This is a genomic window from Erythrobacter sp. (assembly GCF_039988855.1).
GTDB lineage: Bacteria > Pseudomonadota > Alphaproteobacteria > Sphingomonadales > Sphingomonadaceae > Erythrobacter.
This window is the reverse complement of record NZ_JBDXIY010000006.1, coordinates 41973-64329: the sequence shown is the minus strand read 5'-3', so window position 1 is coordinate 64329 and position 22357 is coordinate 41973. Positions and strand designations below refer to the sequence as shown.

Below are 22357 nucleotides of genomic sequence, written 5' to 3'. Positions count from 1 at the left end.
GGAGGGACCGCGCATGAACCCTGTCGTCGAAGCCGTTACTGCCCGTATTGCCAACCGTTCGAAGCGGCGACGCGACGCCTATCTCGCCTTCATTGACCGTCAGCGGGATGCCGGCCCGCGACGAAGCGCGCTTTCTTGCAGCAATCTGGCGCACGCATTTGCCGCTTCGGGCGAGGACAAGCAGACCATCGCGGGCGCCCATGCGATCAACATCGGAGTGGTCACCGCCTATAACGATATGCTCTCCGCGCATGCGCCCTATTATCGCTATCCCGAACAAATCAAGATTTTTGCCCGCGAGGTCGGCGCGACAGCGCAGATCGCGGGCGGCGCACCGGCGATGTGCGACGGCGTCACCCAGGGCCAGGACGGCATGGAGCTCTCGCTGTTCAGCCGCGATACAATCGCGCTCGCCACCGCGGTAGGGCTCAGTCACGCGATGTTCGAAGGTGCGCTCCTCCTCGGCATTTGCGACAAGATCGTGCCTGGCTTGTTGATCGGCATGCTCCGTTTCGGACATCTGCCTGCGATCCTCGTGCCCGCCGGGCCGATGCCGTCAGGGCTCCCAAACCGGGAAAAGGCGCGCATCCGCCAGCTCTTCGCCGAAGGAAAGATCGGGCATGACAAGCTGCTCGAAGCCGAGAGCGCCTCCTATCATGCCCCTGGCACCTGCACATTTTACGGCACCGCCAATTCCAACCAGATGATGATGGAGGTGATGGGCCTCCACGTGCCGGGCGCTGCGTTTGTCAATCCCGGCACGAAGCTGCGGCAGCAACTTACGCGCGCTGCCGTCCACAGGATTACCGAGATCGGATCTGAGGGCCAAGATTACCGTCCGCTAGCGCATTGCATCGACGAAAAGGCGATCGTCAATGCTGCCGTGGGCCTGCTCGCAACCGGCGGCTCGACCAACCACACCATTCATCTGCCGGCCATCGCCCGCGCGGCGGGCCTGGAGATCGACTGGAGCGATTTTGAGGAGTTGGGCACGGTCGTTCCGCTCTTGGCGCGGATTTATCCGAATGGCGGTGGCGATGTGAACGACTTCCAAGCGGCAGGCGGAATGGCCTTTGTCATCCGCGAACTCCTCGAGGCAGGTTTGCTTCACCAAGATGTCCTGACCGTCTGGAAGAACGATCTCGGTGCCTATGCAAAGCAGCCGGCATTAGATGGTGATGAACTTGTATGGCGCAGCGGTGCAACAATAAGCCGCGACGAAAGCATTTTGAGAACCGCTCAGGCACCGTTTTCGCTCGATGGCGGGATAAGGCTCCTCACCGGCAATCTCGGTCGCTGTGTCATGAAGACGAGCGCGGTCGCCCCCGAACGCTGGACAATCGAGGCGCCGGCGCGGATTTTTCCGGACCAGGATGACGTGCTACGCGCATTCGAGGCGGGGGAGATCGACCGCGACATGGTGATCGTCGTGCGCTTTCAGGGGCCGCGCGCGAACGGGATGCCCGAACTGCATAAGCTCATGCCACCTCTGGGCGTCCTTCAGGACCGCGGACTCAGCATCGGGCTTGTCACGGACGGCCGTATGTCAGGGGCTTCGGGCAAGGTGCCCGCGGCGATCCATGTCTGGCCCGAAGCGCATGCTGGTGGTCCGCTCGCGCGCTTGCGCGACGGCGACGTGGTGCGGCTGTCTGCGGATAACGGCGTGGTCGAAGCCCTGGTGAGCGAGAAAGACTGGAACGACCGCGAACCCGCCCTGCCGCCGCGGGACGAGCAAGGGCTGGGCCGTGAGCTCTTTGCGATGATGCGCCAGCACGCCGACGAGGCCGAAAAAGGCGCGTCAGCAATGCTGGCACTGGCGGGGCTTTAGCGCGGTGAATGCGAGCACTCCAGGAAAGCGCTCGTCCGCTCTAGGTTCAACGCCGCTTTACAAGGATCGCAGATGAACGTCCTGACCATGCCCGCGCGCCCCTACGATGATCAACGTCCAGGCACTTCGGGGCTCCGAAAACCGGTGGCTATATTCAGGCAGCCGCATTATCTCGAGAACTACCTGCAGGCGATTTTTGAGACGGTCGGCGGAGGCGCGAACCGGACGCTTGTCATCGGCGGAGACGGCCGCTTCTTCAATCGCGAGGCTATCCAGACAGCCAGCAGGATGGCGGCCGCGAATGGCTACAAGCATCTCGTCGTTGGCCGAGCAGGCCTGCTGTCCACGCCGGCAGCTTCCCATCTTATCCGAAAGCGCGGTGCAAGTGGCGGTTTGATCTTCTCGGCCAGCCATAATCCCGGTGGACCCGAAGGTGATTTCGGGATCAAATACAACTCCGCGAACGGAGGGCCTGCCTCGGAAACTCTGTCGCGGGCCATCTACGCGCGTAGCAAACGGATAGTCGCCTATCGCTTGGTGGACGAGCCCGACATCGACATCGATCGATTGGGTAAGGTCTCGCTTGGCGAGACCGAGGTCGAGGTGGTGGATCCGGTGTCGGACTACGCGGAACTTATGGAGACGCTGTTCGATTTCGAGCGCCTCGCCGAATTGCTGACGAGCACCAGTTTCAAAATGCGGTTCGACGCGATGCACGCGATCACCGGACCTTATGCGCGAGCAATCCTCGAGGAGCGCCTCGGGGCGCCGGTCGGAACCGTCATCAATGGAAAGCCCTTGCCGGATTTTGGCGGGGCGAAACCGGACCCAAATCTTGGGCGGAGCCGGAACCTGGTCGACTTCATGTTCGGGCAGGACGCCGTGAATTTTGCTGCCGCCTCGGATGGCGACGGGGATCGCAACATGATCCTGGGTCGCAAAATGTTCGTGACGCCAAGCGACAGTCTCGCCGTGCTAGCGGCAAATGCGCATGTCGTCCCGGGCTACAGCGGCGGTCTCGCCGGCGTCGCGCGCTCCATGCCGACGAGCCGCGCGCTCGACCGTGTCGCGCAAGAGCTCGGCGTTCCCTGTTTCGAAACGCCGACCGGGTGGAAGTTTTTCGGCAATCTGCTCGACGCCGGCAGGATCACGCTGTGCGGCGAAGAAAGTTTCGGGGCCGGGTCCGACCATGTCCGGGAAAAGGATGGCCTGTGGGCGGTGTTGTTCTGGCTCACGATCATCGCCGTTCGCGGCATGCCTGTACACCGCATCATTAAGGATCATTGGGATCGCTACGGGCGTCATTTCTATGCGCGGCACGACTATGAAGCTGTGGACGCCGCCGCGGCGAACTCGCTGATGGACGCCTTGCGCGATCAGGTCGGCGACATGGCTGGCAAGCGGCTCGCCGGGTCGATAGTCAGCACGGCCGACGATTTCAGCTATACCGATCCGGTCGACCGCAGCGTGGCCGAACGCCAGGGCATCAGGGTCCTGCTCGAAGACGGCTCTCGCATCGTCTACCGCCTCTCCGGCACGGGAACGGGGGGTGCGACATTGCGGATTTATCTGGAGCGGTATGAGGCCCGTGCGTGGTTGCACGATAAAGACGCCCGAAAAGTACTGAACGACCTTTCGTTTGCCGCAGGCAGTCTGGCCGAAATTCCGGCACGCCTCGGGCGCGAACGTCCATCGCTTGTAACATGAGACCCAAGCGCGTCTTGGCGCAGGCGGGCAAGAGCGATACCGCGTTTTCCGGACCCCGCAGTCCCGATGCCGCTCGCCCGCGCGATGTAATTTCCGTCCTCCCCATGCGTCTTACCTTTCACGCAAATGGAGCCCGATATGATTTCGAAACACATTCGGTCAGCAATCGCGCTGGTTGCAGCGGCAGGTATGTTCGCAGCGGTCATGGCGCCGACCAACAGTCACGCAGGGGTGGTCGATGGTGTCAGGACCGCGGACGGGTTAGTGATGTATCTGGGCGTGGTGCCTGCCGCGACAGTGCGCGGCCACGCCAAGAGCCACCCCGAAGCGAGGATGCACGGCGGCGTGCCCGCCGGTTCGCACAGCATGCATATCGTTGCGGCCGTTTTCGACGAGGCTTCCGGCGCCCGGATAACCGATGCGAAGGTCAGGGCGCATATCACCGAGCCCGGCGGTTTGCAGCGAACGATCCGTCTGGAACCCATGACCGTCGCCGGCGCGCTCACTTTCGGTGGTTTCACGACATTCCAACGCGGCATCAAATACCGGATCGGGATCGAGGTCGAACGCCCCCCGCATATGCAATCCTCCCCGTCCAAGAATACGCCGCCAAGAATGCACCGGGTCCCCGCCGTCACGGCGCACTTTACCTATACCCACGACTAACGATCGGGCCGCGAGGTGCCGATCCGCGCAAGAAAGGGAATTCTTCTTATGGAAGACCACCGATCCGCGACAAGCTTTGATCGCGCCTCTACCCCTCAATCGGTTCCCTCGGGGACGTTTGACGCGGGGCTGCGATCATACATGCTCGGCGTCTATAATTACATGACGAGCGGATTGCTTCTTACCGGTATCGTCGGACTTTGGGTCGCGAATACCGCCAGCATTCGCGAGATCTTCTTTTCCGCTACCGGCGCGCCAACGGTGCTGGGCTGGATCGCCATCTTTGCACCCCTGGCCATTGTCTTTGCCTTGGGATTTGGGATCAATCGTTTCTCGGAAAGGACCGCGAAAACGCTGTTCTGGAGCTATGCGGCACTCATGGGCGTGTCGCTATCGACCGTATTCCTCGCCTATACCGGGGTGAGCATCGCCCGGACCTTTTTCGCCGCCGCCTCTGCCTTTGGCGGCCTGAGCCTGTGGGGATATACAACCAAGAAAGATCTATCGGCCTGGGGCGCCTTTTTGATCATGGGGGTTGTCGGCCTGCTCGTTGCCCTGGTCGTCAATATGTTCCTCCAATCCTCGACAATGGACCTGATTGTCAGCGGTCTGGGCGTGCTTATCTTCGCGGGCCTGACTGCCTATGACACGCAGAAGATCAGAAACATCTATTTCCAGGTCGGGCAGACCGAGTTTCGCGGCAAGGCCATCGTACTGGGCGCCCTGACGCTCTATCTCGATTTCATCAATCTGTTCCTGTTCCTGCTTCGCCTGATGGGAGAGCGCCGCTGAGGCAATCTGCCGCGGCTCGTGCGAGAAGTTACGCATATTGGCTAAGAGCATCGTGATGTTAATTGTCATGGTGACCTCGATTTTCAAATGCCAGAACAGGCACGGCACGGATGGGCGCGATCCGAAGCGTGGGTTCGTTTCGAACCGTTGGCTCGGCGATACTACGCAGACGGGTCGTACAAATGCTTTCGATCAGCAATTAATTTCGCATCGCTGGCAGCACCGCAGATGCTGTGCTTCGCAACCGCTTGCGAATTGCACCCTCACAAGCGGCTCGACTCTTACCGGACGTGCCTTTGTTCTGCCGTTCAACCTCAGCTGGTCGACGAACCATCGTAGCGCATCGGTGGAACCCCTTCGGAGTTCGACGTCCCAAGCAAACGCGAGCGAGCTGAGCAGCTGCAGCGCAAATGGTTCCCGCCTGCATCGCGCGGCACGGCGCTTTGATCGCGTGGGGCGTAGAGATATTCACGCGTCAGCGGGACCGCGTCCCGCTTGTGCGCAAGCTGGAGCTGGAAAACCATAAGATTGCCATTGCGAAACATCATTTCGCAGGCGGCGAGATAATACTCCCACATCCGGCAGAAGCGCTCGTCGAAGAGTTCGAGCGCCTTTTCGCGGCGCGATTGAAAGCGCTCGTACCAATGCGCCAGCGTTTCCGCATAGTGCAGCCTCAGGATCTCGATATCGGTAACCCACAGGCCCATGCGCTCGACGACGGACAGGGTCTCTGACAGCGACGGGATGTAGCCGCCGGGAAAGATGTACTTGTCGACCCAGGGATCCTTTCCGCCCGGGGGAGCCATTCTCCCGATCGAGTGGACGACGGCGACCCCATCCGGAGCAAGATGCTCTTCGATGGCTCTGAAAAAGGACCCGTAGCTGGCAGGGCCGACATGTTCGAACATCCCGACGGAAACGATACGGTCGAATTCACCCTGAAGGTCGCGGTAGTCGCAGAAATCGAACCGCGCCTCTTCTGCAAACCCAGCCTCCTCGGCGCGCTGGCGCGCCAGCGTCAGTTGCTCTTGCGAAAGGCTGATGCCTAACACTTCGGCCGCGCCCTGCTTTGCCAATTCGATCGCGAGGCCGCCCCAGCCACAGCCAATGTCAAGGACGCTCATGCCTTCACCTACCATCAGCTTTTGACCAATATGGGAGCGCTTTGCGGCTTGAGCGTCCTCTAGCGAGGAACAACCTTCGCAAAAATAGGCACACGAGTATTGCCAGTCTTCGTCGAGGAAGAGTGCATAGAACTCGTTCGAAAGGTCGTAATGACGCGCGACGTTTCTGGCCGCTTTACGGCGCCGGTTGCCTGTGAGACGGGTGGCTATGCGCGCGAGCGGTGCGCGGAGGCGTTCGATCGGCAATTCATCAAGTCCGTCGAGCCCGGAAGTAACAATTGCAAGGAGATCGCGAATGGATCCGTCCTCCACAGTGAGGGACCCATCCATATAGGCCTCGCCGAGCGCAAGCGAGGGGCGCGAGAGAAGCTTGAACGGCAGCGCAGCGCTATGAAGCTTGATCGCAACCGAGGGTCCTGGTGCACCCGAATCGATGACCAGTCGCGTCGCGTGAGCACCGATGACTGTAAGTCGACCAGCCTTCACGACGGCGCGCAAGGCCGGCTTCAATGCACGCAGACCAAGTTCGTGACGCGCTGATTTTCCTCGTTGTCTCTGGGTCATACCGCCTCTCAGGTCTTGAATGATTGTGTTCCCAAAGACGAGCGGTCGGTGATCAACTTACACTTCCAAGTCCGGCGTGGGTGGTTTCGGGCACCACAAGAAAGCCTCCCTGTAAGAACGCGGCCGCCTCTGCGTCTACTTCTTGAAGCGCCGCCAAACGAGGCGCGGCGCTGCGATTGAGGAATAACTATGCGAAAGGGGACAAGTGGTCCGGATCGGCCATTTTTTGGAACGCGCGCGGGAATAACGGTGATCGTGTTTCTTCTCGCCGCCGGGTTTCTGCTGCTGTTCGAGCATCAGGCCCATATCCCCGGCGACTATTATCTGCTCGGATTGATCCTGGCGTTTTGCGTGGGCATCCACCTCTTCATGCACGGTGGGCATGGCGGACACGGCGGGCATGGCCAAGCCGATACACCACCTTCCGGGCACCATGGCGCACATGACCAGACAACCGATAGCGCGTCCAAGAAAACTGCCTCCCGCTATGCGGCTAATGACCGGCCGGGCAACGAAAGAGGAGTGCGCTGACGATGCACGATTCCGCATACGGACTTTGGATATTGGTCGCCTTCAACTCGGCGATCTTCATTCTTTTTGCGTTCAGCTTTTTCAAGCCGAAATCGGGCCGAGATTGGCGCTCCTTTGGGGCGTTCAGCGCCTTTCTCGTGGCGCTTTTCACCGAGATGTACGGCTTCCCGCTTACCATCTACTTCCTGTCCGGATGGCTGCAGAGCAATTATCCGTCGGTTGACTGGTTCGCGCACGATTCCGGTCATTTGCTCGAAATGCTGTTTGGCTGGCGCGGCAATCCGCATTTCGGTCCGTTCCACCTCCTCAGTTTTGGATTGATCGGAGGTGGTTTCATCCTTTTGTCGGCCGCGTGGCGCGTGCTCTATCAGGCACAGAAGGGGGGGGCACTTGCAACCGAAGGACCTTATGCTCGCATCCGCCACCCGCAATATGTCGGTTTCGTCCTCATCATGCTGGGCTTTCTGGTTCAGTGGCCGACCATACTTACGCTGGCCATGTTCCCGATCCTCCTCCTCATGTACTGGCGGCTGTCGCTGCGGGAGGAGCGAGAGGCACTCGCCGAGTTCGGCGAACGCTATCGTCAGTACGCAGCACGCGTTCCCCGGTTTTTCCCGAAGTTTCGCACGCTCGTCTCCGCCAAGCCAGGGAGGTGACAATAACTTGCTCCATTCCTGCCGGGGCGCGGTTCGCGACTGACCTGACCTAATGAGCGCAGCCGTTACAGTGGTCGGCGCAGGTCCGGCGGGTCTCGCCGCGGCGATCGTGCTCGCCAAAGGCGGAAGGGATGTCGAGCTTCACGAATGGCACCGCCACGTCGGGGCGCGGTTTCACGGCGATTTCCAGGGCCTTGAAAACTGGAGCTGCGACGAGGATACGCTGTGCGAACTCCAAAGCTGGGGGATCGATATCAACTTCCTGGCCCATCCAGTCCGGACAGGCACGGGTTTCGATGCGCGCGGACGGCGGCACGAGATTTCAGCGCGCCGCCCACTCTATTATCTCGTTGAGCGCGGCGGATCGGTGCAAAGCCTCGAGTATGGGCTCCTCAAGCAGGCAGAGGCGCTTGGTGTGCGGGTCCATTTCGGGAGTCGCGTTCGCGAAACCGAGGGAGAAACGATCCTCGCCGGGGGACCGCGCAAAGCCGATATTATCGCCTCGGGATATGTATTCGAAACCGAGTGTGAAGATGGAGCTTACATTGCCTTCGACGACCGTTTGGCACCGCGAGGCTATGCCTATCTCCTCGTCCATCAAGGCCGCGGGACTATCGCAGCGTGTCTTTTTAGCGGCTTCAAACGGCAACAGGAATTTGTCGAGCGAACCTGTGATTTCTTCCGGGAGAAAGTCGGGCTCGTGATGCGTAACGAACAAGCCTTCGGCGGTTATGGAAATCTGCGACTCCCAAGAAGCGCAGTCCAGGGGCGCCATCCGGTTGCGGGCGAGCATGCTGGTTTCCAAGATGCCCTTGCGGGGTTTGGTTTACGCTATTCAATCACTTCGGGCGCGCTCGCTGCACAAAGCATCCTCGAAAATCGAAGCTATGAGCAATTGTGGCGCCGTTTGCTTTTACCGAGAATGAAGGCGGGCATCGTCAATCGTTTTGTCTTCAACAGCATCGGAACGACAGGACGCCATTGGGTGACAGCGAAACTGATGCAAGCCAGTACGGGAGAGAGGCTGCACAAGCTGTATGCGGCATCATCTCTCCACGCTATGCTCTTCCCCGCTGCAGAACGTCGCCTGCGCAGGGGCTTACATGACCCAAGTTGCGACCATCAGGACTGCACATGCGTGTGGTGCGAACATGGAACGGCGTTCTGACGATGCAGGTGACCGATCCAGTATGCCAGCGTAGCATTCCGCTAGAGACCGTCGAGGCCCACCGCGAATTTTTGGGATGGTCTTATTTCTTCTGCTCGGCTCAGTGCGTGCGGCGCTTCGATCAGCGCCCCGAGAAATACATTGATCGGCAGCAAGGCGGGCCGCCGGCGCACATTGCGCAGCCCTGACAGGGCAGAGCCTCTTCGCTTGGAGGCGAATGCGCATCGACTCTTGCGCGCAGTCTGGTGAGCAAGATGCCCCGCCGGGCCAGAGCCTCCACCGATCGATAATCCCGGTTCGATCTTGGAACGCGAGACCGCACGCGAACCAATGGTGCGGGTGTAATTGATCAGTGCCGCTCGCGTCCAAGTATATGTCGGCCTTCCCCGATCGGCCGGCTTTCGAGAAGAAGTCTCGCTGCCCTGCATGAGGCTGGTGAGACCATGCCGGTGCTTCCTGCGTCTGATGGCCGATGTGCCATAAAATCCATTCGCGGGGGCACCAGGCATGATTGCCTGGGCGAAACGATGATGCCGGAGCGTACTGCCATGTCGACGAATACCCGATCACGTGCCAGCACGGTGCTGAGGTCGCCGGTTGGAGACGAACGCACCCGCTTTTCTAGCCAAGCGCCGCAAATTCTTGCTTGTCTGGACGAAGACATGAACCGCCTCGAAGTGACACGGCACGCGCGCGCAATCGCGAAAGCTCTCGACCTGCAGCTTGGCTTTGCCCAGATCGTTGAAACGGCCCCGCATGGGGTTCTTCCTGCCGACCCGATCGAGTGGAACCTGCGCTTCACCGAATGCCGCGACGGCATAGGCGAGCTTATTGGGGAGGCAAGCGAGACGGTCTCGGATGTGCTGCCCGTTGTTCTCCCGGGGACCGCCCATGAACGGCTGATAGACTGGGCGGAGGGTCATCGCGGGTCGGTCCTCGTCCTCGCGCGGCATAGCGGGCGAGGTCCACATTCAGGCCTGGGCACCACCGCCGACCGGCTGCTGAAAAGCGGCGCAGCATCCATGCTTCTACTTCCTTCGGGACGCGAAAGGAAATGTTCGGCCGAGTACCGCAGACTTCTGGTGCCGCTTGATGGATCGCCCAATTCCGAGAGCGTGCTGCCGGTTGTCACAAGGCTTGCCCAGTCGCTAGAAGCGCAAGTGATCCTGGCGCACATTGTTTCTCCAACCGCCGAGTTGCCCTCACTCGAAACACAGGCCGGTTCCGATAGGAGCAATACCTCCGCGCGCGCCCGCAACTATCTCGAAACATGGAAGTTGAGGCTCCTGCGGCAAGGCATCGACGCTACCGTGTATTTCGGAACCGACAGCGAAACGTGCGAGCGGCTCAATCTGATCGCATCCCGCCTCGAAATCGACCTTGTTGTGGTCGCTTCCCATGGCCAGACCAACCTTGCCAGCGCGCCCTACGGAAGTGTCGCCGGCGCTCTGGCGAAAAGTGCGCCCTGCCCGACATTCATCGTCCAACCGGACCTTCGGATTCCATTGGCCAAACCGGGCCGCTCTGGCTTCATGTTCGAGGCCCTCGCTGCGGAAACTGAATTCGCCAGCTGATGTCGGACATTAATAGCGATTTCTCGGCGCTCGATCATGCTGCAATCCAGTTTGCCGAGGAGGACCGGATATCCCCGCAAGCAGCGCAAGAGATTCCCGCTCGCACGGGAACCGATGCCATCCTCGAGTGGCTGCGTGCGGCTTGCCTGGCATGCGCCAAGGCTGGGGCCGAAGCCAGCAAGGCGGCGGAATGGTTGCTCGACAATGACTATGTGGTCCACCGCGCGCTGAGGCAGATCAAACAGGATCTGCCGACCGGCTTCTATAGCAAACTGCCAGCCCTCGAGGGTGAAGAAACCATTGGCTTCCCGCGTGCCTTCGTGCTCGCGCACCGTTTTCTCGAACTGAGCCGAATGCAGGTTTCGGCATCGGCCCTGAGCCGGTTCCTGATCGCTTATCAGCGCACGGCGCCGCTCCGCATCGGAGAACTCTGGGCGTTCCCGGCCATGCTTCGCATCGCTTGCGTCGAGATCCTCGTGGAAACCCTGTCGACCCTGCTGTGCGATCAGCTCGACGTGCCCGTCGCGACCACCTCATGGGCAGGCGAGGCGCATGCACTGGAAGCAAATGAACGGGTCGCACGCGCGATCGCCAATCTCAGTACCCTTGATGCCATCTCGTGGGAGGATTTGTTCGACGACGTAAGTCCGGTAGAACAGATCTTGCGAAACGACCCATCCGGATATTACGGGCAGATGGATTTCGATAGCCGCGATCGCTATCGCCGCGCGGTTGAAGAACTGGCGGAATATGGCGATTTATCCGAGACCGATGTCGCACTCGAGGCGATCCAAGCAAGCCGCGCTGCTTTGCCTGACGACCGATCTCATCACGTCGGATTCTGGCTCGCCGGTGAAGGACGCCGGGCATTCCGGCAACAGACGGGAGCGGTATTCCCGGCTCGGGTTCGGCTTCTGGACTATGCCTTGCGCCATCCTGGCCCGGTCTACTTCGTTTCGCTCATCGGGCTCCTTGTCTGGGCCCTATTGCTGCCAGCGATATATCTCGACGCCGCTGACGCAGGCGCGACGGGATGGTTCGCCGGCTTGTCCTTGTCGCTCATTCCCGCCTCGGTTGTCGCGATCACTTTCTTGCATTGGTCGATCACGCGTCTCTTGCCACCGCGAGTTCTTTTCAAACTCGACTTTGGTGACGGGCTGCCGGAGGACTGCGCTACGCTGATTGCGGTCCCGGTCGTGATCGCCCGCGAGGACGAAGTGCCTTTCCTGATCGAAAAGCTGGAGAACCACTGGCTTTCGAACGGCGAGCCGATGGTGGACGTAGTGCTCCTGGCCGATCTCGCCGACGCGGCGAGCGAAAGCACTGCCGGGGACAAGCAAATCGAGCAGGCACTAGAAAGGGAGATTCTCGCGCTCAACACTCGCTATCGCAGCGAGGGAAGCGAGCCGTTTCACCTGCTGATGCGCCCTCGACAATATTGTGAAGCACAAGGGTGCTGGCTCGCATGGGAGCGCAAGCGCGGAAAGCTTGAGCAGCTCAATCACATGCTCATCGAAGGCGATGGTGGAGCATTCCATCGACATGTCGGCTCGCGCGAAATACCCCGCAATATTCGCTTCGTCGTCACTCTCGATGCGGACACCACCTTGCCTACAGGCACTGTGCGAAAGCTCGTCGGCACGCTTGCCCATCCACTAAACCAGGCCAAGTTCGATCCGGACACTGGAACGTTGCTTGGAGGCTATACGATCATCCAGCCTCGGGTGGAGATTTCGCCCCAGAGTGGATCGCGAACGCTGTTCGCACGGCTCTTTGCCGGCGATACGTCAATCGACATCTACAGCCGGGCTGTCTCGAACGTCTATCAGGACCTGTTTGGCGCGGGAATTTTTGTCGGTAAGGGCATTTACGACCTTCATGCTTTCCACCGCAGCGTTGCCGGGCGCGTGCCCGAAAATTCCATTCTCAGCCATGACCTCTTCGAAGGTGTCCATGGCCGGGTTGGTCTGGCCAGCGATATCGTCCTGTTCGAAGGCTTTCCCGGAAACTACCTCGAATATGCGCGGCGCGCGCATCGCTGGATCCGCGGGGACTGGCAGCTCCTGCCATGGCTGGCAGGCAAGGTGAGGCGATCAGATGGCACAAGATCCCCAAATCCGATCGCCGCCATCGACCGATGGAAAATTATTGACAATCTGAGGCGGAGTCTGGTTGCCCCGGCAACGATCTTGCTGGCGATCTCGGGTTGGCTCATCCTGCCGGGACAAGCCTGGTTCTGGAGCCTGCTGGCCTTCTTCATGCCAGCGGGCCAGGTATTCACCGATCTGGTGACCGGATTGGCGACAGGACGGCGGCGTGGGACATCGCGTAGCCTGGGGCCGCAATTGCGCGATCAGGCCGGCCGCTGGTTTCTGGCCGTCGTCTATCTGCTCGATGACGCCATATTGTCGGTGCGTGCGATCGCGGTCACGCTCTGGAGGCTTTTTGCAAGCCGGCGCAACCTCCTCGAATGGACAAGCGCCGCGCACTCCGCCACCGACCTCCGCTCGAAACGAGCGCGAGGTGTCATATGGCGCAAGATGTGGTTGGGACCGACTATTTCGGTCGCTCTCGCGGCGCTTCTTGCCGCCATCAAACCTGACGCTTTGGCCGCATCCCTTCCGCTGCTCATTCTTTGGATCGCCGCGCCGGAAATCACTTGGGCGATGGCCCGCGAACGCCGCGAAGATGCGGAACCGCTTGCCGAGGATGACCGGCGCTTCCTGCGGGGCCTGGCGAGGCGGACCTGGCTCTTCTTCGAGACCTTCGCTGGTCCGGAAGACAATTGGCTCCCCCCGGACAACTACCAGGGCGCTCCGCATGCAGAAATCGCGCAGCGCACGTCACCGACGAATATCGGCATGTTGATGCTATCGACAGCCGCAGCCTGGGACCTCGGTTACATCGGCCGTTCGGAACTCGCGGCGCGGACGGCGAACCTTTTCGCCACGCTCGATCGCCTGGAACGATATCGAGGACATTTCTACAATTGGTACGACACAAGAACGCTCGCGTCGCTGGAACCTCGATATGTCTCGACGGTGGACAGCGGCAATCTCGCGGCGGCCCTGCTCGCCTACGCTGCTTCCTTGCGTGAGGCGCGGCGTGCGGAAGGTATGGAGGAGCAACGCTGGCGCGGCCTGATCGATGTGATCGATCTGATCGAACAAGTCGCGCAAAACTCTGAGGATGCAGCGCTTCCTCGTTGGATCACCCAGCTAAGGTCGCGCCTGGAGGGTGTCGAGGAAGACCGTGCCCACTGGATGGCCGGCCTGCAGGATATCTGCGAGGTATTGATCCCGGAGATGGAGGCAGCGCTTGGTCTGGGCGAGCAGTCCGAAAAGGCAGCGCCGAACCATCTGGTCGACATCGAGGTGCTCGTCGATCGGTTGCAGTACCAGATACGTTCGATGTGCCGGGACCTGGGGAACGGCGGTATCCCGGCTGACCAACTGTCCAGCCTCGCAGACCAAGCAATCGAGATGGCCTATTCAATGGAGTTTGCGCCTCTCTATGACGAGCACCGGCGCCTCCTGCGCATTGGCATCAATGTCAGTCTGGGACGTCCCGATACACATTATTATGACCTCCTCGCTTCCGAGGCACGGCTAGCGAGCTTTTTCGCCATCGCAAAAGGCGATGTTCCGCCAGAACACTGGTTCCATCTGGGCCGCCCGTTACGGCGCGTCGAGGGTGGAGCGATGCTGATCTCCTGGAACGGCTCGATGTTCGAATATCTTATGCCGCGCCTGCTGCTCAAGCCGGACACCGGCACGCTGCTGGGCGAGAGCGAGCGGATGGTGGTCGACGTCCAGGAGCGCTACGGGCGAGCCCAGAGCGTTCCCTGGGGTATCTCGGAATCGGCATATTCCGCTCGCGATCCTGAACACCGTTACAGGTATCAAGGGTTCGGCGTTCCCGAACTTGGCTTGAAACGGGGCCTCTCGCGGGACATGGTTGTCGCGCCTTACGCAACTGCGCTTGCACTGGCAGTTGCACCAAAGAAGGCAGTAGCGAACCTCAGGCTGCTGACACGATCGGGCGGCAGCGGTCGATATGGCCTGGTCGAAGCGCTCGACTTCACGCCTGAGCGGTCCCCGGGCAGCGGTCCCCGGACCGTTAATGCTTATATGGCACACCACCAAGGCATGCTCCTGTCGGCGATCGTCAATGCGCTGTTCTCAGACCGGTTCGCTAGCCGTTTCGCCGAAGATCCACGAATGCGGCCCACGATGTTGTTGTTGAGCGAACGGGTGCCACGCGAGATTCCACCAGAAATTGACAGGCTTGCCGACCCTACGATTTCCATGGTTCGGGGAACGCCCGTCACTCTGCCTGCGTCATGGCAACCCAGGCGCGAAGCATCCGTGCCGCAAATGCTCCTGCTTGGAAACGGGCCTTTATCGACGTGGCTCTCTGATAGCGGTAGCGGCGGACTGCGCTGGCATCACCGGGCGCTGACACGCTTCGTGGCCGACGCCACTCACGACGCGGACGGTTACTGGATCTACATCGCCGATGAAGACACCGGACGGCTATGGTCGGCGACGCTCGAACCAACCGGGTCCGAAGCGGAAGAGTACGAGGTCACATGCCATGCGCACCAGGCAGTAATTCGCCGGCGCGATCAAGGCGTTGTATCGCGTCTCGAGATTGGCGTTCTTGCCGGAAGCGACATCGAGGTGCGGCGCTTGCGGCTCATCAACGAGAGTTCCCGTCACCGCAAGCTTCGCGTGACGACCTATGCCGAGATCGTGCTCGGCGAGCCGCTCGAGGACGAGCGGCACCCGGCATTCAGCAAACTGTTTATCAAGAGCGAGCATGTCCCATCGCTTGGTGGTCTGCTGTTCGAGCGCCGCGCGCGCGCGCCACAGGACACGCCGCCGGTGCTCCTTCATTTTGCGGTCGATGGCGGGGGACCGGTTCGCAATGCCCGCTTCGAAACCGACCGGCGCGCCTTCATCAGGCGTCATGAAAGCCTGCGCTCCCCAACAGGAGCGACCGAAGCCGTGCAGAACACCCAAGGGTGGACCCTGGACCCGGTCATGGCTCTTCAACACCTCATCGACCTGGAGCCGTTCGAGATTAGGGAAATCTGTTTCCTGACAGTCGCAGCCGCGTCGCGCGAAACCGCCGTCGAGCTGGCCGAGCGTCATTCGTCTCTCGATTCGATCGAATGGGCGCTCCACGATACGGCAACCGAAAATGCACGCTCCCTGGTTCACATGAACATCGAAGCCGAACACCTGCCCGTCGTGCAGCAGCTCGCTTCGGCTCTCATCTATCCGCAGAACGCCCCATCGAGCGCGCGGACGATCAAGAACGAGAACAGTCTCGGACAAGCGGATTTGTGGGGGATGGGCGTGTCCGGCGATTACCCCATCCTTCTGCTGCGGTCTGCCGGTGAGACCACGACCCTGCTGCCCGTCCTCCTCGCCGCCCATCGATTGTGGCGGCGGCACGGACTAGAGGTGGATCTGGTGATCCTCCAGCTTGCCGGCTCAGCTTACATCGAACCGGTGCTCGACCAGCTCAGGGAGGCGCTGCAACGCGCGAAGATGGCGGAGCTGCTTGGACGCAAGGGCGGCGTGCATATCGTTTTCGCGGATCAGATCGGTGCGGATCGGGTGCGCCTTCTGGAGAGCACGGCGCGTGTCACCCTCGACGACGCACGGGGTAGTTTGCAGGAACAGCTGGAAGAAGCGCACGATGTGCCAAACCGCTTGCCGCTGTTTTCTGCAACAAGGGCTGCGCAGCATCCCTCGATGACATCGCTCGAACGTTCAGCGAACCTTCTCTACGACAATGGTCTGGGTGGGTTCACGGCGGATGGCCGCGAATATGTCATCTTCGTCGAACCCGGGCAGGCGACGCCTGCTCCGTGGTGCAACATTCTCGCCAACCGTGACTTCGGCGCGCTCGTAAGCGAAGCTGGCGGGGGGTATACTTGGGCAATAAACAGCGGCGAGAACCGTCTCACAACATGGTCGAACGACCCGGTCACGGACCGTCCCTCCGAAACACTCTACCTGCGTGATGAGGAAACTGGCGAGGTATGGACCATAACGCCTGCTCCTGTTGGCGATGCCGCTGCCTGCGAAGTCAGGCATGGCGCGGGTTACACTACATGGTCAAAACGGTTCGCCGGCTTGGCCCATCAGCTCACAATGTTCGTACCGCTTGATGCATCGGTGAAGATCGTTCGGCTGCGGATCCGCAACTGCGAAGACCGGCACCGGCGCGTAACCGCAACCTATTATGCCGAGTGGCTGCTCGGCTCTCTTCCCAGTATCGCACGCCCGCACATAGTCTGCGACTTTGACACCGAGACGCAGACCATCACGGCAACGAACCGCTGGAACAGCGATTTTGCCGGACAGGTGGCGTTTCTCACGGCAAACCGCCCACCGCACGGCTTCACGACCGACCGCGGCGAATTCATCGGCAGGGGTGGGGACCCGGCGGATCCCGCGGCGCTTCGGCGATGGGGTCTAACCAACAGCGTATGCGCGGGCGGCGATACATGCGGAGCCTATCAGATACACCTCGATCTTGGCCCGGGCGAGGAAGAAGAAATCCTGTTCGTGCTCGGCCAAGGGCTAGGCCACCATGCGGCCATGGAACTCGCCCAGCGCTGGCGTGAGCCAGACGAGGCAGAGACGGCAATGATAGCGCTGGAGAATTTCTGGGATGAGACACTCGGCGCCCTTCAAGTCTCAACCCCGGACCCTGCTTTCGACGTCATGGTCAACCGCTGGCTGCTCTACCAGACGCTGTCGTCCCGTGTTCTCGCGCGCACGGGATTCTATCAGTCGAGCGGGGCCTTCGGCTTTCGCGATCAATTGCAGGACGTTCTTGCGCTTCTCCACACCGCGCCGGCGCTCGCTCGCGCGCACATCCTCGAAAGCGCGCAGCATCAATTCGTAGAGGGCGATGTTCTGCACTGGTGGCACCCCCCTGCTGATCGCGGCGTGCGAACGCGTTTTTCCGACGATTTACTCTGGTTGCCTTATGTTGTCGGCATCTATGTCACGACGACCGGTGACCTTGATATCCTCGACGAGGAAGTCGCGTTCCTCGATGCCGATGAACTCGCCCCCGACGAAGCCAATCGATATGCGCAATTCGATGCGACCGAGTGGCGCGGCTCGCTGTTCGAGCACTGCGAGCGCGCACTGCACCGCGCTCTGGCAGTCGGGGCCCATGGACTGCCGCTGATCGGCGCCGGGGACTGGAATGATGGAATGGACCGCCTCGGCGCGAAGGGCCATGGCGAAAGCGTCTGGTTGGCATGGTTTATCACGGTCACAGCGCAAGGCTTCGCCGACATCTGCCGCCGGACCGGTCGGATGCACGAGGCGAAAGAATGGGAAGAACGGGCATCCGAGATAAGACGGCGCGCGGAAGAAAGCGCGTGGGATGGCTCATGGTACTTGCGCGCGTTCGATGATGACGGGCGGCCCATCGGCTCGGCAGAAAGCGACGAATGCAGGATCGATTCGATCGCGCAGTCATGGGCGGCCTTTGCCTCGGCTGATCAAGAGCGCGTGAGCGAGGCTCTCCAGTCCGCATGGGATATGCTTGTTTCGCAGGAAGACCAGTTGGCCAGGCTGCTCTGGCCCGCGTTTGACGAAGGCTTGATCGATCCCGGTTACATAAAGGCCTATCCCCCGGGAATTCGCGAAAATGGGGGTCAGTATTCGCATGCGACCGCGTGGCTGGGCATGGCCTTTGCGCGGGTGAAGGACCCCGAGAAGGCCTTTGCCCTGTTCAACATGATCAACCCCGTCCGTCGCTCTGACGATCACGCCAAGGCCGAGCATTATCGCCTGGAGCCCTACGCCGTCGCCGGAGACATATCTGCGGGCAAGCAACATACGGGCAGAGGGGGCTGGAGCTGGTATACTGGGGCCGCTGGCTGGGCATGGCAGCTCGCCACAAAAAGCATCCTGGGGTTGCAACAGATCGATGGCCAACTCATCGTCAATCCCTGTATCCCGCCCAACTGGGGCGGCTTCAGCGCGACACTGCGCGTTGGTGGCGGGTTGGTGTCAGTGAAAGTCGAAGATCCGCAAGGGCTTGGCTGCGCTGACGTCGAACTCACCGTTGATGGCAAAACTCATGCCGGGAATGCGATTGTACTCCCGAAGAATGGCGAAACAGTCGAACTTCGGGTCCGCATTGTTGGACGCAATGTACAACACCCCTCCCCTGCCTGAGAATTCCGCCCGGAGCTATTAAAACGCTCCTCCCAGCGCGTGAAAATCCTGGCGGGGTGTTTGGCAAAGATGCGCGACGCGAAGTCTGCCGTGCAAAGCAAAGTTGATCCTATAATAGCGGGCTAAAGAGCCGTGCTGCATTTTCCGCAGCGCGGGCAAGCGCAGGTCTGGCATTCCATTCGGCGCGAACCAAGCGCTCACTCCCCGCAATGTTGCGCGCCTCCTCTTCGCGCAGGCGCGCGGTTGTGTCCTGATCATAGATGAGGAGGCCAGCTTCTCCGTTCAACTCCAGCGAGCGCAAATCGATGTTCATCGAACCGACAAGGACGAGGTCATCGTCGACGCTTACATGCTTGGCGTGCAGGAAGCCGCGATGATAGAGGTGTATGTCGATGCCCGCTTCCAGCATTCGATCGAAGAAAGAGCGCTGCGCCAGATCGACCAGACGATGGTCGCCCTTCTTCGGTAGAATCAAGCAGACCTCGACACCGCGGGCGGCGGCCCCTTCGAGCGCGAGCAGGAGCGCTTCGTCCGGCACGAAGTAGGGGGTCGTGATGACAAGCCGGTGTTCGACCGTATGCACCAGCGCATCGAGCAGCAGCCGGATGACAGAGCGCCGATATTCGGGTCCGCCAGCCACCAATTGTGCGTGCGCCGCCCCTGCGGACCGTTCATGCGGAAAGAGCGCCCCGTCGCTCAACAGATCGCCGGATTCCAAAAACCAGTCATTGGCAAAGAGCGCCTGCATCTGGAGCACGACGGGTCCGTTGACCCTCACCACGAATTCCTTGCTGCGCTGACCTCCCGGTAGCTCGGGGCTGATGACGTTCTGCGAGCCAATATATCCGAGCCGTCCGTCGATCACAGCGAGCTTGCGATGATTGCGCAGATCGGGCCGCAGGGCCTCCATGTTCGTTAGCGATACGGGCAGCGCGCGGCGCACCGTTATCCCGCAGCTCCTGAGTTTTCGAATGATCCGGCGGGACCACCAATAGGAACCGAGCGCATCGATCAGAACGCGGCATTCTATCCCGCGGCTTGCGGCAGCCACGAGCGCCGCGATGATCTGGTTGCCCACAGCATCGTCGGAGAAGATGTAGGTCGTGAGATGAACATGGTGCCGGGCAGTACCAATGTCGGCCACGAGACGGTCGATCACTTCCTGATAATCCGCTAGCGCTTCGATGTTGTTTCCACCCACCGCAGGGAACAAATTGACCCGCTCGATGAGCTGCGCTGCCCGAACAAGATGCGCGGGAAGCTGCGGCGGTGAGCAGTGCTGCGACATCAGGATCTGACGGCGCGCAATCTTGAGCTGCCTGCGCGCTTCAGCAAAACGCGCACGCCTGCGCGCCGTTGCCAGCGGACGGAACGCCCAGAGAACAACGAGAATGGCTGGAATGGGGAAGACGAGAACCAGCGCGAGCCAGCCCTGTGCGCCAACCGCTGGTCGGCTGAAAATGATCACCGCGAAGATAGCAAACCGCGCGAGCCAATCCAGCGTGAGGAATAGCAAGAGCGTATCAGACACCGGTCTTGCTCCCGCTTGTCGGAAAGCAATGGCGGCACGCCGTAGGAGGGGGGAGGATCACGGCGTGCCGCACTGCCGAGGCGCGGGGTTGGAGGCATCGCCGCGGCAACGAGCTTGGCGGGTTCGGGCTTTTACGCAGCCAAATGGTCCCGACAATTCGACCCTTAGAGCTCGCATGCATGTACATAGACGCGGGAGCGCGCCTGCTATTACAGCGCAGACCTCGTTTCGGTCTCACTGAATAGGCATGACATAGTCTCTGCCCGCCCACACGAGCGCGTCGGCTCCTCAAGTTTGCAAAGCAATAGGGGTGTCGGCCAAAGCATCGCGAAATGCGCCGCGGGCACGATGGAGTCTTACGGCGAGATTGTTGGGCGAAATGTGGAGGCGCGAAGAGATGACTGAAGGCTCGTCCCGCCCCAGGTCCATTTGCCGGATGATTTGCGTATAGGCTGGCCGAAGCGTCGCCAATACCTCCTCGACCACCTCGCTTTCATCGACCGACAAACTCTCTCCCGAGATTTCTTCCAAGGGTGGGCCGCCGGGTTCAAGCGGGGTCGTTTTGGCGTTGAGCCGCGCCGAGGCCCGGTAATGGTCGAGCAACGTCGTCTCGAAGAGGCGCCGCAGCCATCCGTGGACGGCATTTTCATCACGCAATTGATGCGCGCGCTCAAGCGCTTTGACGCAGAAGGACTGAAGGACATCATCCGCCGCGAGGCGGTCGCGCAGACGCTTGAGAGCAAGCCGGCGGAAGATGACATAATCGCCAACAAGAACCCGCTCAATAATCTCTCTGTTCGTCTCTCGCCGGTTCTCAGGTTCGGAACGCTCCTGCTCTTCGGCAACAATATCCTCTGATTGTGCGGCGTAAGATAATGGCATGAGTTCTTCCCCACCGAAGTTCCACCTACTTGGAATACGCAGGGAGAGGCCCCGCCCCTCAGATTTCTTTGGTGTTTCGGCGGATGATGAGAGGTTCCGGCCGGGAAACAACGCGCTGATGCGCTTCGTCCTGTAAGCCGAGCTGCCGTGCCCCGTCTCTTGTTTCAGCCCGTTTAGAAATCCTCTGCACCGAGACGAGAAAACCCGATGAGCCGCCTGATCACCACTATGCGAAGTCTCGCCTTTGCAGTGTCGGCGGCGGTGTGGACTCTCCTTTTTGCGCCCTTGATCCCGCTATTGGTTCTTCTGGGTCGTCCGCCGCGGATCATTCGGCAGCTCACCCGGATTTGGGCGCGCGGCCTTCTCTGTCTCCTCGCTGCGCTGGCCGGAATCCGCTATACGGAAAGGGGACGCGTTAACCTGCCCGAGGGTCCCGTCCTCATCATCGCCAACCATCAATCGGCCTGGGAAACGTTTGCCGCACTCGTTCTCTTCCCTGACGTGGCGATTGTCACCAAGCGTGAGCTTCTGGCGCTGCCTGTGATAGGATGGTTCCTGAAGAACTCCCCCATGATCCCGGTCGATCGCGCTCAGTCGGCGCGGGCGCTGCGTGAAATGCTTGCGGCCTGCCGCGCGGAAGTAGCGGCGGGTCGCTCGGTGCTCATTTTCCCCGAAGGCACACGCAAGCAGCCGGGAAGCCCGATCGAATTCAAGCGCGGAGTGGAACTGCTCTATCGAAATCTGGCGATACCCCCAGTAATCGTTGCCCACGATGCCGGCCGGCTCTGGCGGCAGGGCATGCGGCTGCATCCTGGATCGATTACCGTTTCGATACTCCCGCCGATCCCACCTGCTACCGATCATGGAGTTCTTGTCGCGCAGGCACAGCGGTCCCTCGCGGTCGAAGTCGCCAATCTGAACAAGGCCTAGACTGACCGCCGAAAGGGCCCGGATCCCTATGAGGATGAGGAGGCCTGCGCTCCCATGAACATGATCTTGCATCTCATTGCGAGAGGCAACACCCATTTGTTCTGAACTTCGCCGTCGGCGACGTTCTCGTAATCACCAAGCGCGCCCCGCGTCTGTTTATCCGAATGAGGTGCCGCCCGGGCAGG

Annotated in this window: 13 protein-coding genes; 10 read left to right on the top strand and 3 right to left on the bottom strand. The window is 60.7% G+C overall.

The features are described from left to right. Positions 1–13: 13 nt before the first annotated feature. The 4 genes from edd (at position 14) to ABJ205_RS02010 (ending at position 4993) form a co-directional block, all read left to right on the top strand. On the top strand, positions 14–1828 hold the full coding sequence (edd, locus tag ABJ205_RS02025; RefSeq protein WP_047822112.1) for a phosphogluconate dehydratase: 1815 nt from the start codon (positions 14–16) through the stop codon (positions 1826–1828). Between the two features lie 72 nt (positions 1829–1900). Further along, entirely contained in the window at positions 1901–3535 is a 1635-nt protein-coding gene (locus tag ABJ205_RS02020) for an alpha-D-glucose phosphate-specific phosphoglucomutase (RefSeq protein WP_230279183.1), read from the top strand. 138 nt (positions 3536–3673) lie between these two features. Further along, positions 3674–4201, top strand: coding sequence for a hypothetical protein (locus ABJ205_RS02015; protein ID WP_047824225.1), 528 nt, complete (start codon positions 3674–3676; stop codon positions 4199–4201). A gap of 141 nt (positions 4202–4342) precedes the next feature. Then, a complete protein-coding gene (locus tag ABJ205_RS02010; RefSeq protein WP_082134961.1) occupies positions 4343–4993 on the top strand; it encodes a Bax inhibitor-1/YccA family protein in 651 nt (216 codons plus the stop codon). Positions 4994–5307: 314 nt separating this feature from the next. On the opposite strand, the gene ABJ205_RS02005 is transcribed toward ABJ205_RS02010, so the two are convergent. Next, positions 5308–6681: a cyclopropane-fatty-acyl-phospholipid synthase family protein gene (locus ABJ205_RS02005; protein ID WP_348035507.1), complete on the bottom strand. Its 1374-nt coding sequence runs from the start codon at positions 6679–6681 to the stop codon at positions 5308–5310. 249 nt (positions 6682–6930) lie between these two features. Between ABJ205_RS02005 and ABJ205_RS02000 the strand changes: the two genes are divergently transcribed. From ABJ205_RS02000 to ABJ205_RS01980, 5 genes are all read left to right on the top strand, one after another. Further along, a complete protein-coding gene (locus tag ABJ205_RS02000) occupies positions 6931–7212 on the top strand; it encodes a DUF2933 domain-containing protein (RefSeq protein WP_224199591.1) in 282 nt (93 codons plus the stop codon). Continuing rightward, positions 7209–7868, top strand: a complete 660-nt coding sequence (locus ABJ205_RS01995; RefSeq protein WP_342670060.1) for an isoprenylcysteine carboxylmethyltransferase family protein — start codon at positions 7209–7211, stop codon at positions 7866–7868. The genes ABJ205_RS02000 and ABJ205_RS01995 overlap by 4 nt, the downstream gene beginning before the upstream one ends. A gap of 52 nt (positions 7869–7920) precedes the next feature. Then, positions 7921–9036 carry an NAD(P)-binding protein gene (locus ABJ205_RS01990; protein ID WP_348035505.1) on the top strand — a complete coding sequence of 372 codons (1116 nt, stop codon included), beginning with the start codon at positions 7921–7923 and terminating at the stop codon, positions 9034–9036. Positions 9037–9584: 548 nt separating this feature from the next. Continuing rightward, the gene (locus ABJ205_RS01985; RefSeq protein ID WP_342520476.1) at positions 9585–10610 is read left to right on the top strand and encodes a universal stress protein; all 1026 of its coding nucleotides are present in this window, start codon (positions 9585–9587) and stop codon (positions 10608–10610) included. Further along, positions 10610–18829, top strand: a complete 8220-nt coding sequence (locus ABJ205_RS01980) for a glucoamylase family protein (RefSeq protein WP_348035502.1) — start codon at positions 10610–10612, stop codon at positions 18827–18829. The genes ABJ205_RS01985 and ABJ205_RS01980 overlap by 1 nt, the downstream gene beginning before the upstream one ends. A 109-nt stretch (positions 18830–18938) precedes the next feature. Here the strand turns inward: ABJ205_RS01980 and cls are convergent, their stop codons facing one another. Together cls and ABJ205_RS01970 are read right to left on the bottom strand one after the other, a co-directional pair. After that, positions 18939–20360: a cardiolipin synthase gene (gene cls / locus ABJ205_RS01975; RefSeq protein ID WP_348035500.1), complete on the bottom strand. Its 1422-nt coding sequence runs from the start codon at positions 20358–20360 to the stop codon at positions 18939–18941. A gap of 288 nt (positions 20361–20648) precedes the next feature. After that, positions 20649–21242 carry a sigma-70 family RNA polymerase sigma factor gene (locus ABJ205_RS01970; protein WP_088712497.1) on the bottom strand — a complete coding sequence of 198 codons (594 nt, stop codon included), beginning with the start codon at positions 21240–21242 and terminating at the stop codon, positions 20649–20651. 207 nt (positions 21243–21449) lie between these two features. Between ABJ205_RS01970 and ABJ205_RS01965 the strand changes: the two genes are divergently transcribed. Further along, positions 21450–22172, top strand: coding sequence for a lysophospholipid acyltransferase family protein (locus tag ABJ205_RS01965; RefSeq protein WP_047822097.1), 723 nt, complete (start codon positions 21450–21452; stop codon positions 22170–22172). Positions 22173–22357 lie beyond the last annotated feature (185 nt).

What these genes read in the sequence shown, in the direction of transcription:
- ABJ205_RS01985 (WP_342520476.1), top strand. Translation starts at nt 9,585, where the DNA reads ATGTCGACGAATACCCGATCACGTGCCAGCACGGTGCTGAGGTCGCCG.
- ABJ205_RS01990 (WP_348035505.1), top strand. Translation starts at nt 7,921, where the DNA reads ATGAGCGCAGCCGTTACAGTGGTCGGCGCAGGTCCGGCGGGTCTCGCC.
- ABJ205_RS02015 (WP_047824225.1), top strand. Translation starts at nt 3,674, where the DNA reads ATGATTTCGAAACACATTCGGTCAGCAATCGCGCTGGTTGCAGCGGCA.
- ABJ205_RS02020 (WP_230279183.1), top strand. Translation starts at nt 1,901, where the DNA reads ATGAACGTCCTGACCATGCCCGCGCGCCCCTACGATGATCAACGTCCA.
- ABJ205_RS01970 (WP_088712497.1), bottom strand. Translation starts at nt 21,242, where the DNA reads ATGCCATTATCTTACGCCGCACAATCAGAGGATATTGTTGCCGAAGAG.
- edd (WP_047822112.1), top strand. Translation starts at nt 14, where the DNA reads ATGAACCCTGTCGTCGAAGCCGTTACTGCCCGTATTGCCAACCGTTCG.
- ABJ205_RS01980 (WP_348035502.1), top strand. Translation starts at nt 10,610, where the DNA reads ATGTCGGACATTAATAGCGATTTCTCGGCGCTCGATCATGCTGCAATC.
- ABJ205_RS02010 (WP_082134961.1), top strand. Translation starts at nt 4,343, where the DNA reads ATGCTCGGCGTCTATAATTACATGACGAGCGGATTGCTTCTTACCGGT.
- ABJ205_RS01965 (WP_047822097.1), top strand. Translation starts at nt 21,450, where the DNA reads ATGAGCCGCCTGATCACCACTATGCGAAGTCTCGCCTTTGCAGTGTCG.
- ABJ205_RS02005 (WP_348035507.1), bottom strand. Translation starts at nt 6,681, where the DNA reads ATGACCCAGAGACAACGAGGAAAATCAGCGCGTCACGAACTTGGTCTG.